Annotated in this window: 25 protein-coding genes; 22 read left to right on the plus strand and 3 right to left on the minus strand. The window is 40.2% G+C overall.

Features of this window, described 5'->3' with window-relative positions:
- Positions 1-46: 46 nt before the first annotated feature.
- From DVB69_RS09700 to DVB69_RS09710, 3 genes are all read left to right on the plus strand, one after another.
- The gene (locus DVB69_RS09700) at positions 47-3,196 is read left to right on the plus strand and encodes an efflux RND transporter permease subunit (protein WP_116018914.1); all 3,150 of its coding nucleotides are present in this window, start codon (positions 47-49) and stop codon (positions 3,194-3,196) included.
- Positions 3,197-3,496: 300 nt separating this feature from the next.
- The gene (locus tag DVB69_RS09705) at positions 3,497-5,143 is read left to right on the plus strand and encodes a catalase (protein ID WP_116018915.1); all 1,647 of its coding nucleotides are present in this window, start codon (positions 3,497-3,499) and stop codon (positions 5,141-5,143) included.
- Between the two features lie 540 nt (positions 5,144-5,683).
- Entirely contained in the window at positions 5,684-6,154 is a 471-nt protein-coding gene (locus tag DVB69_RS09710; RefSeq protein WP_116018916.1) for a peptide-methionine (S)-S-oxide reductase, read from the plus strand.
- A 254-nt stretch (positions 6,155-6,408) separates the two neighbouring features.
- Here DVB69_RS09710 and DVB69_RS09715 read toward each other — a convergent pair whose 3' ends face one another.
- Both DVB69_RS09715 and DVB69_RS09720 read right to left on the minus strand, forming a co-directional pair.
- Positions 6,409-7,608, minus strand: coding sequence for an iron-containing alcohol dehydrogenase (locus tag DVB69_RS09715; protein WP_116018917.1), 1,200 nt, complete (start codon positions 7,606-7,608; stop codon positions 6,409-6,411).
- A gap of 95 nt (positions 7,609-7,703) precedes the next feature.
- Positions 7,704-7,928, minus strand: a complete 225-nt coding sequence (locus DVB69_RS09720; protein ID WP_116018918.1) for a hypothetical protein — start codon at positions 7,926-7,928, stop codon at positions 7,704-7,706.
- A 439-nt stretch (positions 7,929-8,367) separates the two neighbouring features.
- Here DVB69_RS09720 and DVB69_RS09725 point away from each other — a divergent pair, with 439 nt between their 5' ends.
- The 3 genes from DVB69_RS09725 to DVB69_RS09735 all read left to right on the plus strand — a co-directional run bounded on the left by DVB69_RS09725 (position 8,368) and on the right by DVB69_RS09735 (position 10,466).
- On the plus strand, positions 8,368-8,565 hold the full coding sequence (locus DVB69_RS09725; RefSeq protein ID WP_116018919.1) for a PspC domain-containing protein: 198 nt from the start codon (positions 8,368-8,370) through the stop codon (positions 8,563-8,565).
- Between the two features lie 242 nt (positions 8,566-8,807).
- Positions 8,808-9,155 (plus strand): ArsR/SmtB family transcription factor, encoded by a 348-nt coding sequence (locus DVB69_RS09730; RefSeq protein WP_116018920.1) that lies wholly within the window; start codon positions 8,808-8,810, stop codon positions 9,153-9,155.
- Positions 9,156-9,170: 15 nt separating this feature from the next.
- On the plus strand, positions 9,171-10,466 hold the full coding sequence (locus tag DVB69_RS09735; protein WP_116018921.1) for an arsenic transporter: 1,296 nt from the start codon (positions 9,171-9,173) through the stop codon (positions 10,464-10,466).
- A 68-nt stretch (positions 10,467-10,534) separates the two neighbouring features.
- On the opposite strand, the gene DVB69_RS09740 is transcribed toward DVB69_RS09735, so the two are convergent.
- Positions 10,535-12,556: a penicillin-binding transpeptidase domain-containing protein gene (locus DVB69_RS09740; protein ID WP_116018922.1), complete on the minus strand. Its 2,022-nt coding sequence runs from the start codon at positions 12,554-12,556 to the stop codon at positions 10,535-10,537.
- 213 nt (positions 12,557-12,769) lie between these two features.
- Between DVB69_RS09740 and DVB69_RS09745 the strand changes: the two genes are divergently transcribed.
- From DVB69_RS09745 to DVB69_RS09820, 16 genes are all read left to right on the plus strand, one after another.
- Positions 12,770-13,948, plus strand: coding sequence for a MalY/PatB family protein (locus DVB69_RS09745; protein ID WP_116018923.1), 1,179 nt, complete (start codon positions 12,770-12,772; stop codon positions 13,946-13,948).
- A 76-nt stretch (positions 13,949-14,024) separates the two neighbouring features.
- Positions 14,025-14,327, plus strand: coding sequence for a hypothetical protein (locus DVB69_RS09750; RefSeq protein ID WP_116018924.1), 303 nt, complete (start codon positions 14,025-14,027; stop codon positions 14,325-14,327).
- A gap of 61 nt (positions 14,328-14,388) precedes the next feature.
- Positions 14,389-14,952, plus strand: coding sequence for a hypothetical protein (locus DVB69_RS09755; protein WP_116018925.1), 564 nt, complete (start codon positions 14,389-14,391; stop codon positions 14,950-14,952).
- Between the two features lie 253 nt (positions 14,953-15,205).
- Positions 15,206-15,418, plus strand: coding sequence for a hypothetical protein (locus tag DVB69_RS09760; RefSeq protein ID WP_147300773.1), 213 nt, complete (start codon positions 15,206-15,208; stop codon positions 15,416-15,418).
- Positions 15,419-15,476: 58 nt separating this feature from the next.
- Positions 15,477-15,713, plus strand: coding sequence for a hypothetical protein (locus tag DVB69_RS09765; protein ID WP_116018927.1), 237 nt, complete (start codon positions 15,477-15,479; stop codon positions 15,711-15,713).
- 62 nt (positions 15,714-15,775) lie between these two features.
- Complete coding sequence (locus DVB69_RS09770; protein ID WP_116018928.1) at positions 15,776-16,261, plus strand: GNAT family N-acetyltransferase; 486 nt, start codon at positions 15,776-15,778, stop codon at positions 16,259-16,261.
- Between the two features lie 338 nt (positions 16,262-16,599).
- Complete coding sequence (locus DVB69_RS09775; protein ID WP_116018929.1) at positions 16,600-16,806, plus strand: hypothetical protein; 207 nt, start codon at positions 16,600-16,602, stop codon at positions 16,804-16,806.
- A gap of 67 nt (positions 16,807-16,873) precedes the next feature.
- Positions 16,874-17,059, plus strand: a complete 186-nt coding sequence (locus tag DVB69_RS17570; RefSeq protein ID WP_116018930.1) for a hypothetical protein — start codon at positions 16,874-16,876, stop codon at positions 17,057-17,059.
- Between the two features lie 287 nt (positions 17,060-17,346).
- A complete protein-coding gene (locus tag DVB69_RS09785) occupies positions 17,347-18,033 on the plus strand; it encodes a copper homeostasis protein CutC (protein ID WP_116018931.1) in 687 nt (228 codons plus the stop codon).
- Positions 18,034-18,223: 190 nt separating this feature from the next.
- On the plus strand, positions 18,224-18,946 hold the full coding sequence (locus tag DVB69_RS09790; protein WP_116018932.1) for a cytochrome c biogenesis CcdA family protein: 723 nt from the start codon (positions 18,224-18,226) through the stop codon (positions 18,944-18,946).
- A gap of 13 nt (positions 18,947-18,959) precedes the next feature.
- Positions 18,960-19,457 carry a redoxin family protein gene (locus DVB69_RS09795; RefSeq protein ID WP_116018933.1) on the plus strand — a complete coding sequence of 166 codons (498 nt, stop codon included), beginning with the start codon at positions 18,960-18,962 and terminating at the stop codon, positions 19,455-19,457.
- A 16-nt stretch (positions 19,458-19,473) separates the two neighbouring features.
- Positions 19,474-20,604 (plus strand): bifunctional peptide-methionine (S)-S-oxide reductase MsrA/peptide-methionine (R)-S-oxide reductase MsrB, encoded by a 1,131-nt coding sequence (gene msrAB / locus DVB69_RS09800; protein WP_199562843.1) that lies wholly within the window; start codon positions 19,474-19,476, stop codon positions 20,602-20,604.
- A 79-nt stretch (positions 20,605-20,683) separates the two neighbouring features.
- The gene (locus DVB69_RS09805; protein ID WP_116018935.1) at positions 20,684-21,454 is read left to right on the plus strand and encodes a response regulator transcription factor; all 771 of its coding nucleotides are present in this window, start codon (positions 20,684-20,686) and stop codon (positions 21,452-21,454) included.
- A complete protein-coding gene (locus DVB69_RS09810) occupies positions 21,451-23,184 on the plus strand; it encodes a sensor histidine kinase (protein WP_116018936.1) in 1,734 nt (577 codons plus the stop codon). The genes DVB69_RS09805 and DVB69_RS09810 overlap by 4 nt, the downstream gene beginning before the upstream one ends.
- 67 nt (positions 23,185-23,251) lie before the next feature.
- The gene (locus tag DVB69_RS09815; protein ID WP_199562844.1) at positions 23,252-23,968 is read left to right on the plus strand and encodes a DUF421 domain-containing protein; all 717 of its coding nucleotides are present in this window, start codon (positions 23,252-23,254) and stop codon (positions 23,966-23,968) included.
- 299 nt (positions 23,969-24,267) lie between these two features.
- Positions 24,268-25,569: a globin-coupled sensor protein gene (locus tag DVB69_RS09820; RefSeq protein WP_233505365.1), complete on the plus strand. Its 1,302-nt coding sequence runs from the start codon at positions 24,268-24,270 to the stop codon at positions 25,567-25,569.
- The last annotated feature ends 56 nt before the right edge of the window (positions 25,570-25,625 follow it).

The raw sequence follows: 25,625 nt of genomic DNA on the forward strand, positions 1-25,625 counted from the left end.
GCATGGTCAATGAAGTAGAGAATTATCAACACGGGGAGTGTATGAGTTGAAGAAAATCACTAATTTCGCGCTGAACAATAAGTTTGCAGTGTGGATACTGACAATTATGGTTGTAGTTGCCGGGTTGTATTCCGGTTTCAATATGAAACAGGAAACAATGCCAACTATTACTTTACCGAACGTAACGGTTCTGACTACCTATCCAGGAGCAGCTCCGGATGAGGTAGCTGAAAAAGTAACAGTTCCAATCGAGCAACGGATTCAAAACTTAAATGGTGTAGAACTGGTTAGCTCCTCTTCTTTAGCTAATGCATCATCTATTCAAGTTCAATTTGATTTCAACACAGATATGGATAAGGCTACCGAAGAAATAAAAGAAGCTTTGTCGACGCTTTCGTTGCCTGAAAGTGTAAAAGAACCACAAGTATCACGACTAAGTTTCGATGCACTCCCAGTTCTCACGTTGAGTGTAAGTGATAACAAACGGACTGCGGAGGAAATGACGACCGTAGTGGAAAAAGATGTTCTACCTGAATTAGAAGGTATCGAAGGTGTAGCAGATGTCCAAATTACTGGTCAGCAATTGAAAAAAGTCACAATTGATTTTGATGATGAACAGTTAAAGAAATACGGATTATCACAGGATACAATTCAGCAAATCATTCAAGGATCAGATATTACATTCCCATTAGGTTTGACTAATTTTGATGGCAAAGTAAAGAACCTGGTCATTGATGGGAACATTGCTAGTGTGGACGATTTGAAAAAATTGAAGATTCCTGCCATGCCTGCTCAAGCGGGTCAAATGGGTCAAGCGCAACAGGGGAATCCAGGTGCACAAACACAACAAGGAAATCCACAAGCACAAGCTCCTGCAGAAATTCCTTCTGTTCAATTAGGAGATTTAGCCGATATCAAAGTGGTAAGTGAGGCTGAATCGATTTCTAGAACGAACGGGGAAGACTCCATCGGAATTCAAATTGTAAAAGCAGCTGACGGCAATACTGTTGAAGTTGTCAACGATGTGAAAGATAAAATTTCTACTTTTGAAAAAGACTTGGATTTAAAAGTCATTACTACGTTGGACCAAGGGGAACCCATCGAAAGTGCAGTAAGTACGATGCTTAGTAAAGCATTGTTCGGGATCATATTTGCTGTATTGATCATCTTATTGTTCTTGAGAAGTATTAAAACTACCCTGATTTCCATCATTTCAATTCCATTGTCTCTATTGATGGCCATATTCCTATTGCATCAAATGGATATCACTTTAAACCTGTTGACACTAGGTGCCTTGACGGTTGCGATTGGTCGTGTAATCGATGACTCAATCGTCGTTATGGAAAATATCTATAGACGTATGGCACTACCAGGAGAACAATTACGTGGAAAAGAGTTAATACGCGAAGCGACTCGTCAGATGTTTATCCCAATCTTCTCATCTACAATCGTGACAATCGCAGTATTCTTGCCAATAGGGTTAGTTGGTGGAATGGTTGGACAGATGTTCTTACCGTTTGCATTAGCGGTAGCATTTGCACTCGCAGCATCATTAGTTGTGGCTGTGACCATTGTTCCAATGCTTGCTCATTCGTTGTATAAAAAGCAATTGAGTCTAGTTGGAACAAAAGAAGTTAAAGCAGAAAAAGAAAAACCAGGAAAGCTAGCAAACGCATATATTCATGTTCTGGAATGGACATTGAATCATAAGCTGATTACCTTCGGGGGATCTGTAGTCGTACTTGTTCTTAGTTTCTTCTTGGTTCCTTTGATAGGCGTTAGCTTCTTGCCTGATGAAGAAGAAAAAATGATCATGGCTACTTATAGTCCGGAAGCGGGCCAAACAAGAGAAGATGTAGAAAAAATCACTATGGATGCAGAGAACTATTTAAGTAAACATGAAGGAGTTACGACGTATCAGTATTCGTTAGGTGGCGGTAGCCCTATGGATGCCATGATGGGAATGGGTGGAAGTAATTCTGCGCTGTTCTTCATTGAATACGATAAAGACTTTAAAAACTTCGGTGATGAAACAACTAAAGTCATTGACACGCTAAATGAAGACACAGCCAAAGGTCAATGGAAAAGTATGGACTTTGGCGGCATGGGCGGCAGTGGCTTACAATTATATGTCTATGGGGATAACAAGGAAGATATCGAGAAAGCAACTGACCAAATCTTGCCTATTCTAGAAGGCAACAAGAATTTGGAAAAAGTTGAGTCTAGCCTTACAGAAGCATATGACCAATACAAACTTGTCGCAAATCAGGAAAAATTGAGCAGCTTAGGATTAACCGCAGCACAAGTTGGCATGAATCTCATGACTCCTGGTGAAGCGCCTGCAATAACTACGGTAAAACAAGATGGAAAAGAGTTAAATGTGTATATCGATGTGAAGGAAGATCAATATAAGAATATCGATGAGTTGAAGAACAAAGTCATTCAATCACCATTAGGCATTCCTGTAAAACTTGGAGATGTAATGGATGTCGAAGAAGGTAAAACGCCAGACACAATCCAGCGAAGAGATGGCAAAATGTATGCCTCCCTTACGGCTGATGTGACAAGTAAAGATGTCGCAGCCATTTCAAGTTCAGTAGAAAAGAAAATCAGCAATCTTGATTTACCAAGCGGAGTGAAAGTGGACTTCGGCGGTGTCACTGAACAGATCAATGAGTCATTCTCCCAATTAGGGCTTGCTATGCTAGCAGCAGTAGCGATTGTTTACTTTGTACTTGTTGTGACATTTGGCGGTGCCTTAGCTCCACTCGCTATTTTGTTCTCACTACCATTCACAATTATCGGTAGTTTAGTGGCGCTTTGGATTTCCGGGGAGCCAATAAATGTATCTGCTATGATTGGTGCATTGATGTTGATTGGTATTGTTGTAACGAACGCGATTGTTTTGATTGACCGCGTGATTCATCAAGAGAAGGAAGGACTTTCAACACGTGAAGCCCTTTTGGAAGCGGGATCTACTCGTCTACGTCCAATCTTAATGACGGCACTTGCTACGATTGGTGCGCTTATTCCATTGGCACTTGGTGTGGAAGGTGGCGGTGGCGGACTGATTTCTAAAGGCCTCGGTGTAACGGTTATAGGTGGTCTGATTAGTTCTACACTATTGACACTTGTTATTGTTCCGATTGTTTATGAGACGTTCATGAAACCACGTAAGAGAAAAGTGAAGAAATAACTTTTTGGATATAAATATTTTGGTTTAAACAATAACAATCATTATCTACAAAAGGTAACTGGTCCCTAGGGGCCAGTTACCTTTTTGTGCTTTTTGAAGTATAATCGCCCCTTTTGAAAATATAAACATTTTCGTAATGAGATTGCACCAGATACATTTTGAATTTTAATTAGCAAAGCCAAGTCCAAAAAAAGGGTTTCCTTTGAACTTTTTATGGCTAGGCTGTCACTATATGAACTGGTACTAAATTAGGAAGAAGATCATTTGTCATATACTGAAAACATCAGTTGAGGAGGAGTTCTGTTGAAAAAGGATAAGAACAAGCAGAATGAAAAAGAGATAAAGCGGGAAACTCTTACTACGCGCCAAGGGCATCCAGTGAAAGATAATCAGAACATCCGGACGATTGGAGACCGTGGTCCTGCAACACTTGAGAATTATCATTTTATAGAAAAGATTTCTCATTTTGATCGTGAAGAAATTCCGGAACGTGTCGTTCATGCGAGAGGCTCTGGTGCATTTGGATATTTTGAAACTTATGGCAAGGCGGGAGATGAGCCTGTGGAGAAGTATACCCGTGCCAAAGTTTTTTCAGGTGAAGGAAAAAGAACGCCCGTATTGGCTCGTTTTTCTACTGTGGCAGGGGCAAAAGACTCTCCTGAAACTGCACGAGATCCAAGAGGGTTTGCGGTGAAAATGTATACTGAAGACGGTAACTGGGATTTGGTCGGTAATAATTTGAAAATCTTTTTTATCCGTGATGCCATGAAGTTTCCGGACATGATTCATGCTTTCAAAGCTGACCCTGTCTCGAATGTTCCGCATCCTCAACGGATGTTTGACTTTGTATCTCGTACTCCTGAATCTATCCACATGATTACCTTTGTATTCTCACCATGGGGCATCCCGGCGACCTATCGTCACATGCAAGGGTCAGGTGTGAATACGTATAAGTGGGTGAATGAAAAAGGGGATGCTGTGATTGTGAAATATCATTGGGAGCCTAAACAAGGCATCCGAAATCTCACACAGGATGATGCAGATTGTGTTCAAGGGAAGAATGTAGGGCATGCTACACAGGATTTGTATGAAGCAATAGAGCGTGGAGATTATCCGGAATGGGAATTATTTGTGCAGATTATGGAAGACGGATATCATCCTGAACTGGATTTTGATCCGCTCGACGATACGAAGCTCTGGCCGGAAGAGCAGTTTCCGTGGTTGCCGGTGGGGCGTATGGTATTGGATCGTAACCCGGAGGATTTCCATATGGACATTGAGCAAGCTGCCTTCGGAACGGGAGTGCTTGTGGATGGTATGGACTTCTCCGATGACAAGATGCTACAAGGTCGTACGTTCTCCTATTCGGATACGCAACGTCATAGAGTGGGTACCAATTATTTGCAGCTACCTGTCAATGCACCTAAAGCAGCTGTCCGCACCAATCAGCAACGGGGACAGATGGATATTCGCGATTCCCGTGAGTCCGGTGAAAATCCTCATATCAATTATGAACCTTCCATGCTTGGCGGATTTGAGGAAGTCCATGACGAATCTCGACCGCCACATCGACCAATGTTTAACGCAGCAGCCATGAGTGCGCCAATCGACCGTCCGAATAATTATGGTCAAGCGGGTGCAACGTTCCGTCAGTTCGATGATTGGGAGCGAAAAGAATTGATTAACAATCTTTCAGAAGCACTTTCGGCATGTGATTCCCGTATTCAAGAAGCTATGATTGAACACTTCACCCAAGCAGATGAAGATTATGGCCGTCTCGTCAAAGAAGGCATTGAGAAAAAAGCGAAAGAAATGAAAGAAACAAATGCTGAAGCCAACATTCCGGGGCGTGATTCAGGGAAGACAAAATTTGGACAAGGGACTCCTGAGTCAAAAGAGGCGGTTAAAGATTCAGTAGAAAAAGGGCACGAAGCAGATCCTTATTAATAACTAAAACTAAGGAACCTCACACATTCAATGAATGCGTGAGGTTTACTTATTGTATGGTGTTTATGCGAAAGAATCAGAATTTTAAAAAGTATTAATGGAGAGTCAAGCTTTAGGGTTCTAAAATTCTAGTTAGGATAGACAAACAAATTCAAGAAATGAAGATGATCGCCGATTCTTTTAATTTGGATTGTATTGGATTAGTCGGTGGTGCATTCATTGGTACGACATTTTTCGGTGAATCAAAAATTGAATGGAGAATGATGGTTTTTATATCAATTGTTCTATCTTCAGCAATTGGACTTAAACTAATAGGTAGGTATTAAGAAAATACTAAGGTTAAAACACAAAATGAAGCATATGGAGATAGTCTTTCTTCTTATCATCTAAATAATGATAGATTGAATAAAATTTGCGATTGATGTCGAATAAGAAACTTTGTCATAATTTTAATGTATAATTGACTTGGGAATTACAGTATTTAACCATCTATTTATTTTGGGGGATTTCGGATCCTTTTATACAAAGGAGAGAGACAATGTGGAAGTAGTCTATATTGCAGGTGGATGTTTATGGGGGGTACAAGCTTTTATAAAGACGTTACCCGGCGTTGAATTTACTGAAGCAGGTAGAGCTAATGGAACTAGTCATTCACTTGACGGTGATTATGACGGCTACGCTGAATGTGTAAAAACAGAATTTGATCCCTCAGTTGTAACGATCAGACAATTAATGGACCATTTATTTGAAATCATTGATCCATACAGTTTGAATAAACAGGGTGAGGACGTTGGTGAGAAATACAGAACAGGTGTATATAGTAAGGACCCTGAACACCTTGAAGAAGCAAAAGCATTTCTAAGTGAAAGAGATGATTATGACCGCATAGTGGTTGAAGTTTTACCGCTTACAAACTATGTGAAAAGTGCAGAAGAACATCAAGACAGGTTAGATAGATGTCCAAATGATTATTGTCATATCTCACAAGAACTATTAAGTAGGTACAAGTAAAAGCACGCTTGAAAGATTAAAAGTAATGGACAATATGGAAAGAGTATATTGACGTTAATACATAAGTATAGAGTTTTCACAATCGAGTATGTTTGGTAAAAATGTTAAAATAAAAATCATAAGCCTAATTCCTAGTTCAAGATACATAGGGATCAGGCTTTTTTATCTCTACAAATCAATGCCATTTCCTTTTACATATTCTAATTACTGTATTCAAAAATGTACACTGGAGCAAATTTTATCTTATTAAAAAGTTAACCTTTAATCAAAATATAGAGAGTGTTTAAGTCTTTTTTGTTCAAAATCCGAGGAACTGGGTAGAGCGGATTCGCTTCTTTATATGCACGATCTACCATTAAAGGAATGTCTGTTGTTTGAATTCCGCTAATTGTTTCAGGGATGTCCATCTGTTTATTCATTTGCCTAACGGCTTCAATGAATTTCTTACATTTTACTTCTTCAGAATCACTGGGACCCGTGATACCTGCTATATCTGCCAGCTCAGCAAGCGGTTTATGTACCGCGTCTCCGTAATACTCAAGCACGTGCGGCATAATGACTGCATTTGCAAGTCCGTGGGGAACATTATAGAATCCCCCAAGTGTGTGTGCGATGGCGTGTATATAGCCGACGTACGCACGAGTGAATGCTCTTCCTGCTAGAAACGAAGCACGTTGCATATTGGCGCGAGCTTTGATGTTTTTTCCATTCTCGTAAGCCTCGTAAAGATTCTCGAAAATTAACTTCGTTGCTTCACGACTCCACTGCTTTGTTTGTGGCGTGTTGCTCCTCCCGATATATGCTTCCACTGCATGTGTGAGTGCATCCATTCCAGTAGTGGACGTAATGTGTTTTGGGAGATTAACAGTTAACAGTGGATCCATAATCGCAAAATGCGGGGTTAGAACAGGATCATTAATAGCATACTTTTCATGAGTTTCGCTGTTAGAGACAACTGAGACAATCGTCGTTTCACTTCCAGTTCCAGCAGTCGTTGGGATTGCAAAGAGAGGTGGAATGGATTTTCTTACCTTCAATTGACCTTTCATTTGAGGTAACGTCTTTTCAGGTCGGGCAACTCTGGCTGCGACTCCTTTTGCACAATCCATGGGGGAGCCTCCGCCAAAGGCAATGATCCCTTGACACCCTGAAGTATGGAAGAGTTTTAGCGCGTCTTCAATGTTGTCAATTGTTGGATTCGGAACGGTCTTATCGAATACCGCGTACTGAATCCTTTGTCTTGTCAACCCATCCAACAACCCATCCATTAAACCGAGTTTTGAAATACCTTCGTCTGAGACGATTAACACCTGTTGAATGGAATGTTGTGTTAACAATGATGGCAATTGGTGTAAACTGTTTTCACCTTCTAATAAGAGAGGTTGTCGCCATGGAAGGAACTGCGCAACCGTTTTGTAAGCGAATTGAACCGATCTGCAATAGAGATTGTTCATAAGTGAACTCCTTTCCGTAGGCCATTTTTTTATATAAAGAAGGGAAACGCATAAAAATAACCAAAGCTATTTTGTTTCCAGCTTTGGCCAAAACCTCACGTTTCATATTTCCATCTGAAGTAGTTATAAATGAGCTGAAGCGCTAATGTCGCAGTCAACAACCAACTAGCAGTTGCTTTGAAGAGTAATGAAAGGTCAGGTACATTTAGAAGAATGATAATAAGGATAAGGACAATAGGAATCATCCAAACTGACCGAACGAACTTTTTGTGATAGGACAGAGTCCAATAGAACCACCCATGTTCTTTTCCATTTTTCATACAAGGACCTCCTGGTGAAAGGTGATTTATTAAATTCCTTAACGAATATTTATTTTAAGTATACTAGAATTTAACAGTAATAACAATTATAAAAATCGAAATACATTAAATTTTCTCGTTCCTTCGCATGAAGAATTCTCTAACTGATGGCCCCTAGAACTCCTGACGTGAAAATGATAACAAAATATTTACAAAGCGCCGGGAGAAGAACTTTTTCGGATATTACTTGTAATAGCGATTATTTTGAAGCATAAAGAACTAATGACTATCTGTTTTGAACTTTCTTCATGGCACTGCCTTTTTTCTTCAACGAGTCATTAAAGCGGATGGATTCATTGTGCCCAGCAATATGATTCTGCTCGATTAAATAGAGAATATTGTGTAAACTAGAGGAAAGATTAATAGTGTGTATAAAAAATGGATGAATTGAGGTGAGAAGTTGACTACTAGACATTTAAGGAAATCATCAACGGATTCTTCTTTACAAGGCGTTTGTGGCGGCATCGCAGAATTCTTTGGCATTTCTTCATTTCTCGTTAGACTGATTTTTATTGTTACGCCTGCGTCTTTACTAGTTTATATTTTATTGGCTAATATGTTGCCTGACAGTCCGCGGCGATTATCATCTAAGTATTAGATTGAAGACTAAAGATTACTCGTTATCTATCATGGTAATGGCAGAGAGGCTTTAACTATGATGGAAAAGGGAGGCAATGTGGTAATTGAATTCACCGGTTGGATGACAAAGCAGTTCGCTATACTTAATGAAAAAAATATGTTGATCTAGAATTCATCCTCCTATTGTTGGTGGTGAATTCTTTATTTTATATATAAGGATATGCTTATATGGTAATATTAATTTTGAGGAGGGGACATTCAATGGATGATCATCAGTTACTGGATATAGCTAGAGCTTCTCAAATCTTGAAGCTACTAGGAGATCCGACAAGATTAATGATGCTGAAATTACTTCAATCTCATGATTGTTGCGTTTGTGAATTCGTGGCCATATTCAAGATGAGTCAGCCTGCTATCAGTCAACACGTTCGTAAATTGAAGGATGCGGAATTAGTGCAAGAAGAACGAAGGGGACAGTGGGTTTTTTATTCACTTAGAAAAGATCGACCGGATTATTCATTCGTAACGACGGTTCTAGACCAGTTACCTGATCAGGACGGACTTGTTACGGAATTGGAAGCGCAAGGATTGCGTATTTCCTGTACATAGGGAGGGAAAGTTGTTTTGGCTTCAACTATTATTGCTATCATTATTTTCGTATTGACTTTGGTTTTTGTCATTTGGCAGCCTAAAAATCTATCAATCGGCTGGTCTGCATGTGGCGGTGCAGTTTTAGCGCTATTTTTCGGGGTAGTGGATTTTGGGGACGTAGCGGATGTGACCGGGATTGTATGGAATGCAACGCTTGCTTTTATCGCAATCATCATCATTTCACTGATTTTAGATGAAATCGGATTCTTCGAATGGGCTGCCTTGCACATGGCTCGATTTGCAAAAGGAAGCGGTGTCAGACTTTTCATCTACGTCAGTGTCCTCGGCGCAATGGTTGCTGCGTTGTTTGCAAATGATGGCGCAGCTCTCATTTTGACGCCGATTGTTCTTGCGATGGTAAGGAATCTAAACTTCAGTGAAAAAATGATTTTCCCATTCATTATTGCGAGTGGTTTCATCGCAGATACAACATCTCTACCTCTCGTTGTCAGCAACTTGGTCAATATTGTTTCTGCTGACTTTTTCGGGATTGGATTTGTTGAATATGCCTCCAGAATGATTGTGCCGAACCTGTTCGCGCTTGTCGCAAGTATCGCCGTTCTTTTTCTGTTTTTCAGGAAGAGCATTCCTGGAAAATACGATGTGTCACAGCTGAAAAGACCGGCTGATGCAATAAAAGATCATACGATGTTTCGATTGTCATGGTTCGTCCTTGCGATCTTGCTCATTGGGTATTTCGCAAGTGAATTCATACAAATTCCAGTTTCAATTATAGCGGGAATTGTAGCTGTTTTCTTCCTCTTAATGGCAAGGAGAAGCGCTGCCGTAAAGACTATTCAAGTAGTTAAAGGAGCCCCATGGGCAATCGTATTCTTTTCAGTCGGCATGTATGTCGTCGTCTACGGATTAAAAAATGTTGGATTGACAAATCTCCTCGCAGAAGTAATTCAACTAGCTGCAAATCAGGGACTTTTTGTCGCAACACTATCCATGGGCTTCATCGCCGCGATCCTATCATCGGTTATGAATAACATGCCAACAGTTATGATCGATGCATTAGCAATATCAGAGACGAGTGCGACAGGACCAATCCGAGAAGCGCTGATCTATGCCAATATAATCGGCTCCGATTTAGGTCCGAAAATCACACCGATTGGTTCCTTGGCAACGTTGCTCTGGCTGCATGTTCTGTCTCAAAAAGGTGTCAAGATCAGTTGGGGAACGTATATGAAAGTCGGAATTGTGTTAACGATTCCAACACTATTCATAACGCTTCTAGGGTTATATTTCTGGCTGCTCGTTAGTTGAAAAAGTGCGGGACTGTTCCGAAACGTCATCTAATGACATTTCAGAACAGCCCCGCCTTTTCATTGCTATTATTTTTTGTGATTCGCTTTATACACTTCTGACGCGAATTCAGCGACATATCCACTTCCGCCATTGTCTTCTACGTTTTCAATCATCATTGCGAGGATAAATGCCGGATTGTTCGTATTGTAACTTACAAAGAAGCCGTTTTCTTGTCCTCGGCCTTCTGCTGAAGTCTTCAGTTCTGCAGTTCCCGTTTTCCCTGATATAGGGATGTCCGGAATATTGACGGCTTGGGCAAAACCATCTACTACGACACTTCGTAGATCATTTTTTAAAATATCTGCGGTATCTTTGCTTAAAATTCCTTCTTTCCACACTTGCTGGGTTTTATCATCCAGCAGTAATGTAGGCTTATACATAATGCCATTCGTTAGAATCGGTTCGTAGATCGTTGCCAGATGTAAAATATTCACTAACGTTTGACCTTGTCCGAATGAAGTATCTGCAAGTTGACCTTCTGAAGAAATCGTTCCATCATTCGAAATTTGAGAAGGAGAAATGTTGAGCATAAATGGAATCTCTTCTCCAAAACCGAAATTAGTTAAACCGGCAATGAAGTCTTTCTTTCCAATGGCCAGTGCTTGTTGCGCAAAGTAAATATTATCGGAATAGATGAGCGCATATTTCAAGTTAAGAGGGTTCGGTGCTTCCGGATGGAGCCGTGAAACGCGATATGCACCCCAAGATGAATCCTTTTGCCACGTTTGCCCTGTAATGGATAGCCCCTGATCCGGCTTTAAAGTTCCTTTCTCCAATCCGATTGCTGCAGTTATGGGTTTTAACGATGACCCTGGCGCGTAAGCCGCTGCAAACCGGTTGAAAAGAGGTTTCAGTGGGTCTTCTGATAGCTTTTTGTAACGGTCTCCGCTAACACCCAACATGAATTCTGCAGGATCGAAACTAGGGGAGCTGACGAGAGCTAGTGTTTCACCCGTTTGTGGATCCACCGCTGCACTTGCACCTGGTTCACCCTTCATGGAAGTGAAAATCTTTTTCTGTAGCTCTGCATCGATGGTCAACGTAATATTTTCTCCGTTTACAGCTTCAGTTTCAATGACCTTTTGAAGTGTAGCGCCTGTCTCCGGACCTTTAATATAGATTCCAATACCGTCTTTACCTCGCAAACGTTCCTCTAAAACACGTTCGAGTCCTTGTCGACCGATTAAATCTGTTTCCTTATAACCGTCTTCTTTATGCTTTTCCAGTAATTCAGCAGTCATCTTCCCGATATATCCTGTTAAGTGGGCTGCAGATTCTCCATAAGGATATTCGCGCATTTCAGTCGCTTGATAGGTGATTCCGGGGATTGAAATGAGTTTATCCAGCAACGCTTGGTTATTTTTTGAAACAGGAGCTATTGGTACGAAATAGTCAGGTTGTACCCAACTTTGGTTGAGCTGCTTATCGATGAAATCGACAGAAGTGTTAAGAAGTTTAGCCAGCTCGCTCTTTTTCGTTTCGTCTGTAAACTTGCCTGGAACGATACCCGCTTCATATCCCGTCCCATTCACGGCAAGTGGATTTCCATTGCGGTCGAATATTTTCCCGCGCTTTGATGGCATTGTGGAGATTTGAATCTTATCTTTTTCCGTCAAATTAGGGAGAATGAATGAAGGATCCCAATCAGCAAACCAGTTGTCGGTATCGTCATGGGTCTCGTAGTTCCATGTAAGATCTTTTTCAAATTCAATTGGACCCGCTATTGTATCCATTGTTATTTGGATTGGGAAGATCGCGGGTTCTTCTTCTTTCCATTCTGTTTCTTCCTTAGGTTTTGTGTACGTGACTTTCAGGTTTTTGATACCTAAATCCTTTGCCAATTTCTCTTGGCGATCCACAAATTCATCAGCATCGAACATTTTCTTCGTATCTGTATTCAAAAAATTACTGTACATCTTTTTAAATTCACTTTCATTCCAATTCGTGACGTAAGCTTGTACTCGATCTGCAGGAGTTTCTTTCTCTTTGCATCCTGTAAGAAGAATTGAAACAACCAAAATTGAAATAGCACACACCAGTTTTTTCAAAAAATGACCTCCTCAATCTATCTGCATTAGTCGCTTTGTCTATTTACTCATTATATCCATCGTACTAGACCTTACCCAAAAATTAAATAACAAATTACACTGTTAGATCTATAACAGCAGGAGTAAGCTGATTTTTGTACACATCCTTTAGTTAGCGATAGGATAATAGCGTAGATAGATTCAGACTTGAAGAAATAGAGAGGAGAAAGCCACATGAAATACAATTTTGATACAGTAATCGATCGCATGAAATCGTCGAGTGTAAAATGGGACGGAGCAGAAGCGTTGTTTGGGGAGAAAGACTTGTTGCCACTTTGGGTTGCTGACATGGATTTCAAAGTACCTGATGAAGTGTCACAAGCCATCGCTGATAAGGCTGCACATGGCGTTTTTGGCTACACGATCAGGGAAGAGAGCTATTACCAGTCCATCATTGATTGGATGAAAACACGTCATAACTGGACGATTGAAAAAGAATGGATTTGTCACAGTCCAGGTGTCGTGACAGCGTTGAGCTTAGCGGTTCAAGCCTTTACGAAACCAGGGGATAAAGTCATCGTTCAACCACCTGTCTATTATCCGTTCATGAAAGTGACGGAAACCAATGACCGCGAAGTCGTTTTTAATCCACTCGTCAACAACAATGGAACGTATGAAATGGATTTTGAAGATCTTATATCGAAAATCGATGAATCTGTGAAGCTATTTATGCTTTGTAATCCGCATAACCCAGGTGGATTCGTTTGGAAAACAGAAGACTTACAACGTCTTGGAGAGATATGTATGGAACATGGAATCCTCGTCATTTCGGATGAAATCCATTCTGATCTCGTATTCAAAAAGGGAAGTCACGTTCCGTTCGCTTCACTTTCAGAGCAGTTCGCACAAAACAGTATTACGTGCACGGCACCAAGTAAAACGTTCAATCTTGCAGGTTTGCAAACATCCAATATCATCATTCCGAATGAAGAGCTACGTGAAAAGTTCACTGCGGAAACGAATAGAAATTCTATTGGCATGCCGAATTCGTTTGGACCTGTTGCAACAGAAGCTGCGTACACTCATGGCAGCCAATGGCTGGATGAAGTGATGGATTACGTTCAAGGGAACTTAAAATTTGTAACAGACTTTTTTGCTGAAAACATTCCTGTATTGAAAGTTTTACCTTTAGAAGCGACATACCTTGCATGGATTGACTGTACAGAGCTCGAAATGACTTCAGAAGAACTTGAAACATTCTTTTTATCAAAGGCACACGTTGCGTTGAATCAGGGGAAAGCATTCGGTCCAGGTGGAGAAGGATTCGTACGGATGAACCTTGCATGCTCTAGATCCATCGTTGAAAAAGCGGCAAAACAAATCAAAGATGCAGTGAATTCTTTGTCCGAATGAAAATCGAGAATAATTAAATAATAGAATTGCTAAACAGAACCTCTTTGGATAGAATTGTCTAAAGAGGTTCTTTTTTGTGGGGTATGAAAAGATGAGCAAAAAGGTAACAACGAGATGGATCCTGTGCAGCTATACGTTTGCAATAATTTTAATTTTGTATATTGGCTTGAGCGGTTTGATTTCTAGTAGTATGAAAGATTCTTTTCCCAATATGTTGTTCGTCCTAAATATAGGTTTTCTTATTGTTAGCGCTTGGGGAATAGGTTTTGGAATACGTAAATATTTAAGAAATCTTGACCACGTTGCTGAAACTTTGATGAAAAAAAGATTAGTTCTTTTAACTGTGTTCGGATGGTTAATTGTTTTAGGGATTATTTGATGTGTTCCTAATTGTATTTCATTGAAAAAGAATTGTTAACCTTTTAAAGGACGTGTAATTATTGGTGCTTCTTCAATTAACATTTCTCATAGTTGTACTCATTGCATCCTATTTTGTGATTGCGAAAAAAATGAAAGCGGATCTTTTATCCAGATATTTATTATTTGTTCTCATCAATTCCTTTTTCTTCTTTAAAATTTTTCATGAACAGTCAGCGCTGTGGGTAACGCTGATTTGTGCAATCGGACTTGTTTTAAATACAAAGTTATTGATTATAAAAAAAGTAGTTCTGATTTTAGTAACGGGAATTGTAGTCAGTGTCTACCGTGTCCCATTCTCATCTGCTGAATTTGATGACTATGTAAAAGGTGCTTATGGAATCGAGTGTGTAGGATCTGAATGTGTGAAAGTGAAAAAAGTAGTGCGTGAAGATACTATGAAATTACAAACTAACGAGTACTCCATACAAGGCTACTCATTTCACTGGTATTACGTTTTCTCCAGAGGTGAACTCACGCTGAACGATAAATCAATCAAAGCAATCAACGTGATGGGATTTTGGTTTCCTTTAACTGAATCAATGGAGTTTGGAATGGCTCGACGAACAACCGTAAATGGGAAGTAATGCTGGAATACAATAGACAGCAAGCCGCCGTCGTTTTGAACGAATGTACTGGAGATTTCATGAGGATATATGGCCCTCCCAGTTAACAAAACAGATTGTATCGCTTGTGCATCTTGATATAAATAGAACGCATAGGGATACAAATAGTAAACATAGATTGACCTAATCATGGGAGTTGATAAAAGTGAATGCGTTTTTTCAAAGGAATGATCATAAATCCAGCTCTAAAACTTTGAAATTCATTAGGATTTTCATGATCATAGGAATGGTATTCTTTTTACTGATGGCAATCTTCAATCACTTTGATTTCTTCTATTATATGTGGGTCTTTGCACTTGCAACAGTCATGTCTCTAATGGATGCAGTAGTTAGTTATCTGAACAAAGCGAACAAAAAAGTTATTTTGCTGGAAATTGCATTTGCACTTATTTGGCTTCTATTGTTTGTAACGTTCGTACTAATTTGAATGTAATTGGTGTTATTAAAATGTACTCAAAACCATTTGAAAACTAAGGAGAATGAACATGGTGCTATTCGGTTTTATTGCAGTGGCAACGATTCTAGGATTGCTTCTACTTATGATCGCGGGACCACTAGGAGGAGGAATACTAGCGTTTGGAATTGTTGTAGGTTGTATATTCTGGGGACTGTATTTACTGAATGACATCCATAAAAAGATCTTCGCTACCTCACCTAAAAAAGATAAAGTTCAACGAGCTTATGAGCAGTATTTAAGTGAACGTAGTGATGGATTGGAGTAGATTTGGGCTAGTTGTTGGACACGGAAACTGGTTTAAGTATTTTAAAAACAGGAGTGGATAGCATGCAATTTACAATTCGAAATATGCAGCGAAAAGATATGCAACAAGTTCAAAAAGTAGCGAAAATCAGTTGGAATGCAACGTATGAAGGCATCATCCCCCACGATGTTCAAGAACGCTTTCTATTTGGTGCCTACAGCGATGAGATGATGTCGCGCCGCTTAGACCATTCATTGATGCTTATTGGGGAACTGGATGGAATCGTTCTAGGCTTTGCGAATTTTTCTAGAGTGAATGAGGCGGGCGAATCAGAATTAGCTGCCATTTATCTTCATCCAGAACATCAAGGAAGTGGGATTGGTTCAGCTTTGTTACGAGAAGGTATCGATCAACTAAAAAACGTTGAAAAGATTTTCATAACTGTTGAAAAAGAGAATTTGATCGGAAAGTCGTTTTACGATGCAAAAGGGTTCAAGACGATTAAACAGTTTGAGGAAGACTTCGATGGCCATATGATGCAATCTGTTCGAATGGTTTTGACGCTATAAGTGATTAGATAGGTACTGTGGAAATTGAAAGGGAGGGAAACTGTGTTATGCACAAAGGGAATATTTCATCCTGCTACCTCCGTTTATAATTCTTGGACTCATTTTGCTTTTCACTCTCCCACAGCCACAGCCACATCTAACGTTTGCTTTTGTTATACCCATTATTTTTTGGTTAGTTTAGTATAGCTGGATTATTGTTGATGAGAAAAGGACAAAAAAATAAAATAAAGTGATATTTAAGTCGTATTTACTAAGTCGTACCCTAATCAGATGCGTTCTTCGGATGGAGAACTTTCCTTGTCATACAGAGTGAAAAAGGAAAAGAAAGAGGGAAATAGATGCAAAAAACTTTAGTTAAGTACATTTTGATTGTTCCGCTGTTCTTTTTATATTTTTCACTATTCGGTTTCATTTGGAATCGTTTACACCTGGGAGAAATTACAGGGGATATAGGAGTGTTGATAGGAACTTTGCTTGTTCTAATCCTATCAGGGGTACTTGCTGTTCTAACTAGTGACAAAATTATTGAGGTTATTAGAAAATGATCAAAAACGGAATATCCATTATTTTGAATTGAAATTTCTAATCAATCAAAGTAGGTGTGAAATGCATATGAAAGGTCGGTATTTAGCAGTAGCAGTGATTATAACCTGGATTATCTATTTTGCATGTGCAATGACACTTGGATTTGAATCATGGATAGTAAAAACTTTAAGTTTAACATTCATCATTCTTTGGGCAATTCTTCTCTTTAAAGGATGGAAAACTAAAGAAAAGAACAATGATATATTGGGGTGACTGAGGTGGAAGACTGAAGCATGTTAATTTAATTGAATATTACATAGATTATCTGACCCTGCTCTTTGGTTCGTTTTGGGGATTAGTGTGATCGAGCTATACCGTGAATATAAGAAATTGAAAGCTGTTCAACCTGAATCATGAGTCTGACATAAGTAAATATTTTTTTGATTTGACCTTATAGTAGCAACACGTATACTGTTAACTCAACAAGTAACCTCTCGTTCTGTTCCTCTATCTCAGGGGAGAATCGGTTACTTTTTGACTTTGCAAGGAGGAATTGGACAATGAAACTTGAAATTATCGCAACCAGCCTACGAGATGCACAGGCAACTGAACGAGCAGGGGCAGACCGACTGGAGTTGTGTTCAGCACTAACTGAAGGTGGATTGACTCCGAGTTTAGGCTTGATTGAAGCTGTTGTTGAGGGAGTTTCGATTCCAGTCCACGTTATTGTTCGTCCGCATAGCAGAACTTTCACCTATTCTGAGGAAGATATCCAAGTGATGCTTTCGGATATCCAACACATTCAACAGACCAAAGCTGCAGGAATTGTCGTCGGTATACTGGATGAAACTAAACGGGTCGATATTGTCAATTTGAAGCGATTGTTAGATGCGGCAGGGCACTTGAATGTCACATTCCATCGCGCATTCGATGAAATAGAAGACCAGCTGGAAGCGGTCGATATGATAGGGGACTTCCCTCAAATTCAACGAATCTTAACATCAGGTGGTCAAGCACCAGCTCCCCAATCGAAAGAGAAAATCAGGTCACTAGTGGAAAAGACTAAAAATACTTCAGTAACAATTCTAGCGGGGAATGGAATGTCGCCTAATGGTTTAGCAGAGTTTGTTGAAGCAACAGGTATTGCAGAAGTCCATTTTGGTTCCGCAGTTCGGGAGCACCAAAGTTTTCAATACCCAATCAATCCAGAAGTGATAACACACATCAAATCTATCATTAGTGGATGAACTATCTTCTCTTGGGTTACCACAAACTCATACATAAAAAGACTGTCCCGAAAGATGATTCTATCTTTTGGAACAGTCTTTTTATAGTTCACCGTATCATTTCTAAGAAACTCCAAATATCAGTCTATAGGGTTTCTTACACCACAGCGTTAGAATTGAACTACACAATACGATGGGAGGGACCCTAATTATGATTGGTGAACAAGTATTACTCAGCAGTATTTTTGCGGCAGGGATTCTGTCCTTCTTTTCACCATGTATTTTGCCATTGTTACCCGTATACGTTTCCATCCTTTCTTCAGGAGACCCAACGTCCACACGCACTAACAGGCTTATTACACTAGGGAAATTCAGTATCCATCCACGTTTGATTGTTAAAACGATAATTTTTGTACTCGGTTTATCAACAAGCTTTGTACTTCTTGGATTTGGTGCAGGCGCTTTAGGTGCGCTCATCAACACAACGACTTTTATTACTATTTGCGGAATTGTCGTCGTGTTACTAGGACTTCATCAAATCGGGCTGTTCCATATTCCATTCTTGGAACGCGAAAACAAAGTGAGCTTGAAGCGAAGTGGGAAACGTGACTTTCTCGGCACGTATCTACTTGGATTTACATTCAGCTTCGGCTGGACCCCTTGTATCGGACCGATTTTAGGGGCGGTACTCGGACTATCTGCGAATGAAGGGCAAGCAGCACATGGTGCATTTCTTATGCTCATTTATGCACTTGGTATGCTAATTCCGTTTCTCATCCTTTCAATTTTCTCAGACTTCCTACTACAACGCATGAAAAAGCTCAATCGACACCTAGGGAAAATCAAAGTCGTTGGTGGAATCATCATTGTCGTAATGGGACTGTTCCTCATGACGAACAATTTGAATTTCTTTACAACACTCATTCCACAATGAAGGAGGAATTGACATGCTGAAAAAGCTACTTGTTTTACTTGCTGTTGTCACCGTTCTAGGTGCATGCTCTTCGGGATCAAAACCCGGAGCTGCAGAGGATTCGGTGTTCCAACTTGAAGACTTGGATGGAAACACTGTCAATTTGTCGGATTACGAAGGGAAAAACGTCTATGTGAAATTTTGGGCGTCGTGGTGTCCGATCTGTCTCGCAGGACTCGAAGAGGTGAACGCGCTCGCTGCTGAAGATACAGATTTTGAAGTAGTGACTGTCGTTGCGCCTGGATACAACAACGAAAAGAAAAAAGATGCGTTTGTGAAATGGGTTAAAGGCGTTGAAAACATTCAAGACTTGCCCGTTCTAATGGATGAAGGCGGGGACCTTGTGAAAGAGTTCGAAGTACGCGGCTATCCAACATCTGCATTCATTAACAAAAAAGGAGAACTTGTTAAAACGCAGGCGGGTCAGCTATCGAATGATCAGATTAAAGACATGATGGACCAACTAAACTAACGGGAAGGGGAGACAGATGATGAAATTAAAATACCTTATTGGACTCCTTGGACTTGCACTGATTCTTGGGGCTTGTTCCAACGGTACTGCTTCTACTGACAAAACTGGCAAGACGTCAGGTTCCTTGACGGCAACAGCCTCTTCGAAATATCCTGCGAATCCGAACGATGGATTGACTTTCGATGAAGACAACTTGAAAGAGATTTACCTTGCAGGAGGTTGTTTCTGGGGTGTCGAAGCCTATATGGAGCGTGTCTATGGTGTTTCTGACGTCACTTCCGGATATGCGAACGGTACAACTGAGAATCCAACATATGAAGACGTAGTTAGTGGGGAAACAGGTCATGCAGAAACGGTTCACGTGAAATACGATCCGGAGCGTACGGATTTGAAAACGATTCTGGATCATTTCTTTACAATTATTGACCCAACTTCTTTAAACAAGCAAGGCAATGATCGTGGTTCACAATACCGCTCTGGTGTGTTCTATACAGATCCAGCAGAAAAAGCCGTGATTGAGAAAGTTGTCAGCAAACAGCAAGAGCGTTATGACGATAAAATTGTTACGGAAGTCGAGCCTTTAACAAGTTACACATTAGCAGAAGAGTATCACCAGGATTACTTGGAGAAGAATCCAAATGGATATTGCCACGTGGAATTTGATTCGTTAGAGGATCAAGAGATTCCCTCGTTGATCGATCCCGCAAAATATCCAAAGCCTAGTGATAAAGAGTTGAAAGCAAAGTTGACGGAAGCGCAATACGAAGTGACGCAAGGTAGCAATACGGAAGCTGCGTTTTCGAACAAATACTGGGATTCATTCGAAGATGGGATCTATATTGACGTTGCGACGGGAGAACCGTTGTTTTCGTCAAAAGATAAGTACGATTCACAATGCGGTTGGCCGAGTTTCACCCAACCAATTATTCCTGAAGTGGTAACCGAGCATAAAGATAAGAGTTTCAACATGGTACGGATTGAAGTGAGAAGTCGTGCAGGCGATAGTCACCTCGGTCATGTGTTTGATGATGGGCCTAAAGATAAGGGTGGACTACGCTATTGCATCAATAGTGCTGCAATCGATTTTGTGCCACTTGACGAAATGGAAGACGCAGGCTACGGCTATCTGACAAGCCTTGTGAAGTAAGGTACACTGGAAATAACACTGCGAAAGGTAGCTGATGCTGCCTTTCTTTTTTATTCTTTACATGTGAAAGGAGACGCCTATGTATACGTTACTTGTAGTGGACGATGAACCCATTTTGATCCGTGGCATTCGATCTTTTGTCGATTTCGATGCTTTGTCCATAACTGAAGTTCTGGAGGCGACGAATGGAGAGGAAGCGCTGGAACTGTTCAAAACACATTTACCAGATCTTATTCTCGCAGACATCAACATGCCGAAAATGAATGGACTGGATTTCGCGTCGGCTGCAAAAGCGTTGAAGCCAGATGTGAAAATTGCGATGATTACGGGATACGATTATTTCGATTATGCAGTGGCAGCGCTCAAAGCAGGCGTCGACGATTATGTACTGAAGCCCGTTTCTAAAAAAGACATTCAAGAACTTTTGCAAAAGCTAATTGGCAAAGCGCAAGAAGCTCATCGTCAACAAGAAGTGACGAAACTGGTGGATGGGCTCATTCAGTCAACGGATAGCGGAGATGAAACAACAAGCTATAAATATAAAATCCAACAGGAAATTACAGCCAATATCGATAATATTGAGTTTTCTCTTGCGACACTCGCATCGACGCTTGCCTTAAGTCCATCCTATGTCAGTACGTTGTTTAAGCAATTATTTGGCACAACGTTCCAACAGTATATGATCACAGTTCGACTCGATCGGGCAAAGTTGCTTCTGTTAAGCACAGAGATGAAAATGTATGAAATCGCGGCTTCCGTCGGATTTGAAGACCCGAATTATTTTAGCGCGGCGTTTAAGAAGCGCTTCTCTTTGTCTCCCAATCAGTTTAAGGAGAAGTCTAGAGAATGAAGAATCGAGCGAATACCTACAAAAAACTACGTGTACAAATTGCCTTTCATTATATATTAGCAAGCGGATTGACATTGTTGCTTATGGCGGGCATCCTTTACGCAAGTATTTCTTCCATTTTATTGAGTGAGTCTGCAAAAAGTACAAAATCCTCTGTAAATCAAAGCGGCATGTATCTCGATTTGTATATCGATCGTCTGAACGCGGTGTCAAGCTTACTCGCAGAAAATCCTCAACTCGTCAGTTATTTATCGGATTCTGTACGTGCACACGCTGTCAAAAATGATCTGCTGAAAACGATCGATACAACACTTGCTTCTGATGAATTCATCAAATCGATCATCATTGTAAGTAAGGACGGCCAGATTTTGTCCAACGAATCTGGTTTGACGATGAGTAAATCAACGAATATGATGCAGGAAACATGGTATCGAGCGGCTATTATGAATGGGGGCCAAGCATTTTTAACTTCTGCGCGCATGCAAGATTTCACGATGGATAAAGACACCTGGGTCATATCGATCAGTCGGGAAATCACGGATGAATCGGGGGGGAATCGAGGGGTGTTACTCATAGACCTTGATTATGAAGTGATTGAAGACTATTTAGCGAACTTGGATCTTGGAAAAGATGGATTCTCTTTCATCCTCAACGAAAACCAGGAAGTCGTCTATCATGAAGACCCATCCTATTTCCAAAATGATGATAAAAAACACCAGTTACAAGCAATTGTAGATGACCAAGCGGGATATGATTCCAAAGAAAATACATTGACGTATACTCATTCGTTGAAAAATGCAGACTGGTTACTCGTCAGCGTCTCATCTCAGGACAGTCTTCTTGCCATCAAGCAACAGCTGTTTGAAATCTTTGTTTGGGTTGGCATCGCGTTGCTCTTGGTTGCAGCAACAAGCGTGTATGTATTTGCGGGACGGATAACGGCGCCATTTCAGAAACTGGAACAGGCGATGCAGGACATTGAAACGGGGTTGAAAGAAATCCCCATCGATGCGAAAGGGTGTTATGAGGCGCAAAGTCTGACGCGTCATTTCAATACGATGACACACAAAATCGATAAGCTAATGGCGGAGATTAAGGAAAAGGAAAAGCATCTCCGGACATCTGAAATCAGTGCGTTGCATAGTCAGATTAACCCTCACTTTCTTTATAACACGCTCGATACGATCGTATGGATGGCGGAGTTCGGAGACCACGAAAAAGTAATCGATCTGACGAAAGCGCTGGCGTCATTTTTCAGATTGTCACTAAGTGGCGGTAGTGAGTTGACAACGGTCGAAAAAGAATTGGAACACGTCGAACGGTATTTGTTCATTCAAAAAGAGCGATATGGGGATAAGTTGCAGTACGACATCCATTTAGATGACGCGTTACGTGATATTGAAATCCCAAAACTTATCGTCCAACCTATTGTAGAAAACGCTCTCTATCATGGGATCCGTGGACTCTCAACTCAAGGTGTAATCGATATTTATGCGACCTCTGAAGGTGAGGATCTATTCCTTACTGTGCATGATAATGGAGATGGTTTTAACGTAGAGGACATAAACGGTAGAGAAGATAAGAAAACAACGAAACTCGGTGGTGTGGGAATACGGAATGTAGATGAGCGCATTAAACTTTACTATGGGGAAGAGTATGGAGTACATGTCTATTCTTCCGAAACGAAAGGGACTACAGTTCGAATTCAACTTGCATCTTCCCTAAGATAATTATTAAAGAGTATTGGTTCTATAGAACAAGTCCATACTTCCATTAAGACGGAGGTGCAATTGGACTATGGAACATACGGATTTCTTTAAATTAGATTTTTGGGAAATGATCTTGCGTACTACAGTGGCTTTTTTTGTGCTACTCATATTGGCTCGTTTCATGGGGAAAAAGCAAATATCCCAACTGACATTCTTCCATTATGTGACTGGAATCACGATTGGATCGATTGCTGCAGCTATTGCTTCAGAATCGGAGACGCCATTTATGGATGGGTTAGTCGCGATGATTTGGTGGGCAGCCCTCACAATTTTAATGAACTATATTGCGATGAAATCGAAAAAAGCACGTGTTATATTGGATGATAAGCCAATGATTATTATCCATGAAGGTAAAATTGAAGAAGAGGCATTACGTAAAGCTCGACTCACACTGAATGACTTGAACATGCTTCTACGTGAACAAAGCATTTTCTCAATCAAAGATGTGTACTTTGCCATTTTTGAAGTTAACGGGAGTATGAGTGTCATGAAAAGGACAGGTCTAGAGAATGCAACAAAAGCTGATGTAAAAGCTTCTACAAAGGAATCTAAATACATTCCCACAGAAATCATTTCTGATGGTGAACTCGTTTTGGAAAATTTAGTTGAGCTTAACTTAACAGAGCAATGGGTATATGATCAGCTTAAAAAGAAAGGCATCAATCGTGTGGATCAAGTCTTTTATGCGGAGCTACAAGGCAATGGTGACTTGCACATCGATGAGAGGACAGCAAAAGATAACTAAGTAGAGAGGACTCTTCAACATATTTATGTTGATGGATCCTCTCTATTTTGCTGTTTAGATAGGTTATATTTCACTTTCGTTAAATTTGTGTAAATTTACCTATAAAATAAAGGGTTTTACTCTGTGGATAGAGAAATAAGATTATGGATGGGAAAAAACAGTTAATTGAATGGTCTTTTTGATGCTGTATTGAACCCGTACTTTTATCACTTAGTCAATAACGCATGACTGTCAGCTTGTTTCATGAACTTGGTTAGTACAGCTTGCATCTGTCACTGAGTAATTTGGAGGAGAACGTATTGATTTTTTTAAAGTCTACTAAAGCTAAAAATGAGCTAAAGTTGTTTGATTTATCGAGAACCATGGAAGTTGAAATTCGATTAGATGATAAGGAAATCATAAAAAAAGTAAAGAGGATACATCTTACTGAACAGGATTTGAAATTGCTTAAAGCAATCCAGCCAATAATTCAATTACATGGAGAAGAGTTAGTAGATAACTTTTACGGTACGATTTTGCAAGTGAAAGAATTGAAAGAAATGATAGAGCGACATACGACAACAGATTGGTTAAGAGAAACGTTAAAAAATCATATTATCGAAATGTTCAATGGGGAAATTAATGAAGCGTTCGTCCATAAACAAATCCGTATCGCGAAAGCGCATTATTCTATTGGGTTATCTCCCTCGACCTATATGGGTGCGTTCCAAAACCATCAAAATACCGTATTGGATATTGTCTTCAGAGAGATAGAGAATAAGCAGGAAATCCAGCTATTGCTTGCTGCAATTAACAAAATAATCAGTTTCGAACAGCAACTTGTGTTAGAAGGATATGATGAAGAAACTCAAAAGAAATTAAATGAACAGTTTCAAAGTGGAAAATCAGATCTTAAAAATACAATGATGGAAGTAAGTGAAGGATTGGTGGCTTTGGCAGAAGAGACGCAGGCTTCTGCTGAAATGTTGAGTACGACGATTCAACAAGTGAATGAGACAACGACAGATAGCAATGAGCAAGCTGAATTTGCGAAAACATCTGTTCGAGAAGGTCAAGAACGCCTAACGGATTTGTCGGGGAAAATTGAAGTGATAGAATCGTATACAAAAAGCATGATGGAGAGTATCGAGCAATTAGGAGATGCCTCTGACAAAATTGCAGCTGTCATTTCGATTGTTCAAAAGATTGCTGACCAGACGAACTTGCTATCATTGAACTCGGCAATCGAAGCGTCACGTGCTGGTGAGCATGGTAAAGGGTTTGCAGTCGTATCCCAAGAGGTGCGAAAGCTTGCTGAGCAAACAAAGCATTCAGTCACTGAAATTCAAAAACTCATTTCAAATTCAAATCATTACAAAGGACAGGTGCTTGAAAATTTGAATGCTGTTAACAAAGCTGTGCGTGAAGGTGCAACCGCCTCTGGGTTAACGAATGTATCGTTTCATGATGTCGTGAACGCTATTGAAAGAAGTGGATCTCTTGTTTTAACGGTGCAACAACAAATGGATGAAGTCATTCTTGGTATCAAGGAGATTAAAACATCAACTACAGAAGTTGCATCATCCGCAGAGTCGTTGAATAAAGCAGCAGCACTTGCATAACCTGAATCGTTGGCTTCCTTTCTAACTAGTCGAGTCATTCAATATTATTCTAAAAA

The sequence above is a fragment of the Sporosarcina sp. BI001-red genome (assembly GCF_003384035.1).
Taxonomy (GTDB): Bacteria; Bacillota; Bacilli; order Bacillales_A; family Planococcaceae; genus Sporosarcina.

Excerpts from the sequence above, each read along its gene's own strand:
- DVB69_RS09730 (WP_116018920.1), top strand. The coding sequence starts at position 8,808 with ATGGATGATCATCAGTTACTGGATATAGCTAGAGCTTCTCAAATCTTG.
- DVB69_RS09720 (WP_116018918.1), bottom strand. The coding sequence starts at position 7,928 with ATGAAAAATGGAAAAGAACATGGGTGGTTCTATTGGACTCTGTCCTAT.
- DVB69_RS09775 (WP_116018929.1), top strand. The coding sequence starts at position 16,600 with ATGCAAAAAACTTTAGTTAAGTACATTTTGATTGTTCCGCTGTTCTTT.
- DVB69_RS09770 (WP_116018928.1), top strand. The coding sequence starts at position 15,776 with ATGCAATTTACAATTCGAAATATGCAGCGAAAAGATATGCAACAAGTT.
- DVB69_RS09790 (WP_116018932.1), top strand. The coding sequence starts at position 18,224 with ATGATTGGTGAACAAGTATTACTCAGCAGTATTTTTGCGGCAGGGATT.
- DVB69_RS09795 (WP_116018933.1), top strand. The coding sequence starts at position 18,960 with ATGCTGAAAAAGCTACTTGTTTTACTTGCTGTTGTCACCGTTCTAGGT.
- DVB69_RS09745 (WP_116018923.1), top strand. The coding sequence starts at position 12,770 with ATGAAATACAATTTTGATACAGTAATCGATCGCATGAAATCGTCGAGT.
- DVB69_RS17570 (WP_116018930.1), top strand. The coding sequence starts at position 16,874 with ATGAAAGGTCGGTATTTAGCAGTAGCAGTGATTATAACCTGGATTATC.
- DVB69_RS09765 (WP_116018927.1), top strand. The coding sequence starts at position 15,477 with ATGGTGCTATTCGGTTTTATTGCAGTGGCAACGATTCTAGGATTGCTT.
- DVB69_RS09815 (WP_199562844.1), top strand. The coding sequence starts at position 23,252 with ATGGAACATACGGATTTCTTTAAATTAGATTTTTGGGAAATGATCTTG.
- DVB69_RS09785 (WP_116018931.1), top strand. The coding sequence starts at position 17,347 with ATGAAACTTGAAATTATCGCAACCAGCCTACGAGATGCACAGGCAACT.
- DVB69_RS09805 (WP_116018935.1), top strand. The coding sequence starts at position 20,684 with ATGTATACGTTACTTGTAGTGGACGATGAACCCATTTTGATCCGTGGC.
- msrAB (WP_199562843.1), top strand. The coding sequence starts at position 19,474 with ATGATGAAATTAAAATACCTTATTGGACTCCTTGGACTTGCACTGATT.
- DVB69_RS09715 (WP_116018917.1), bottom strand. The coding sequence starts at position 7,608 with ATGAACAATCTCTATTGCAGATCGGTTCAATTCGCTTACAAAACGGTT.
- DVB69_RS09760 (WP_147300773.1), top strand. The coding sequence starts at position 15,206 with ATGATCATAGGAATGGTATTCTTTTTACTGATGGCAATCTTCAATCAC.
- DVB69_RS09810 (WP_116018936.1), top strand. The coding sequence starts at position 21,451 with ATGAAGAATCGAGCGAATACCTACAAAAAACTACGTGTACAAATTGCC.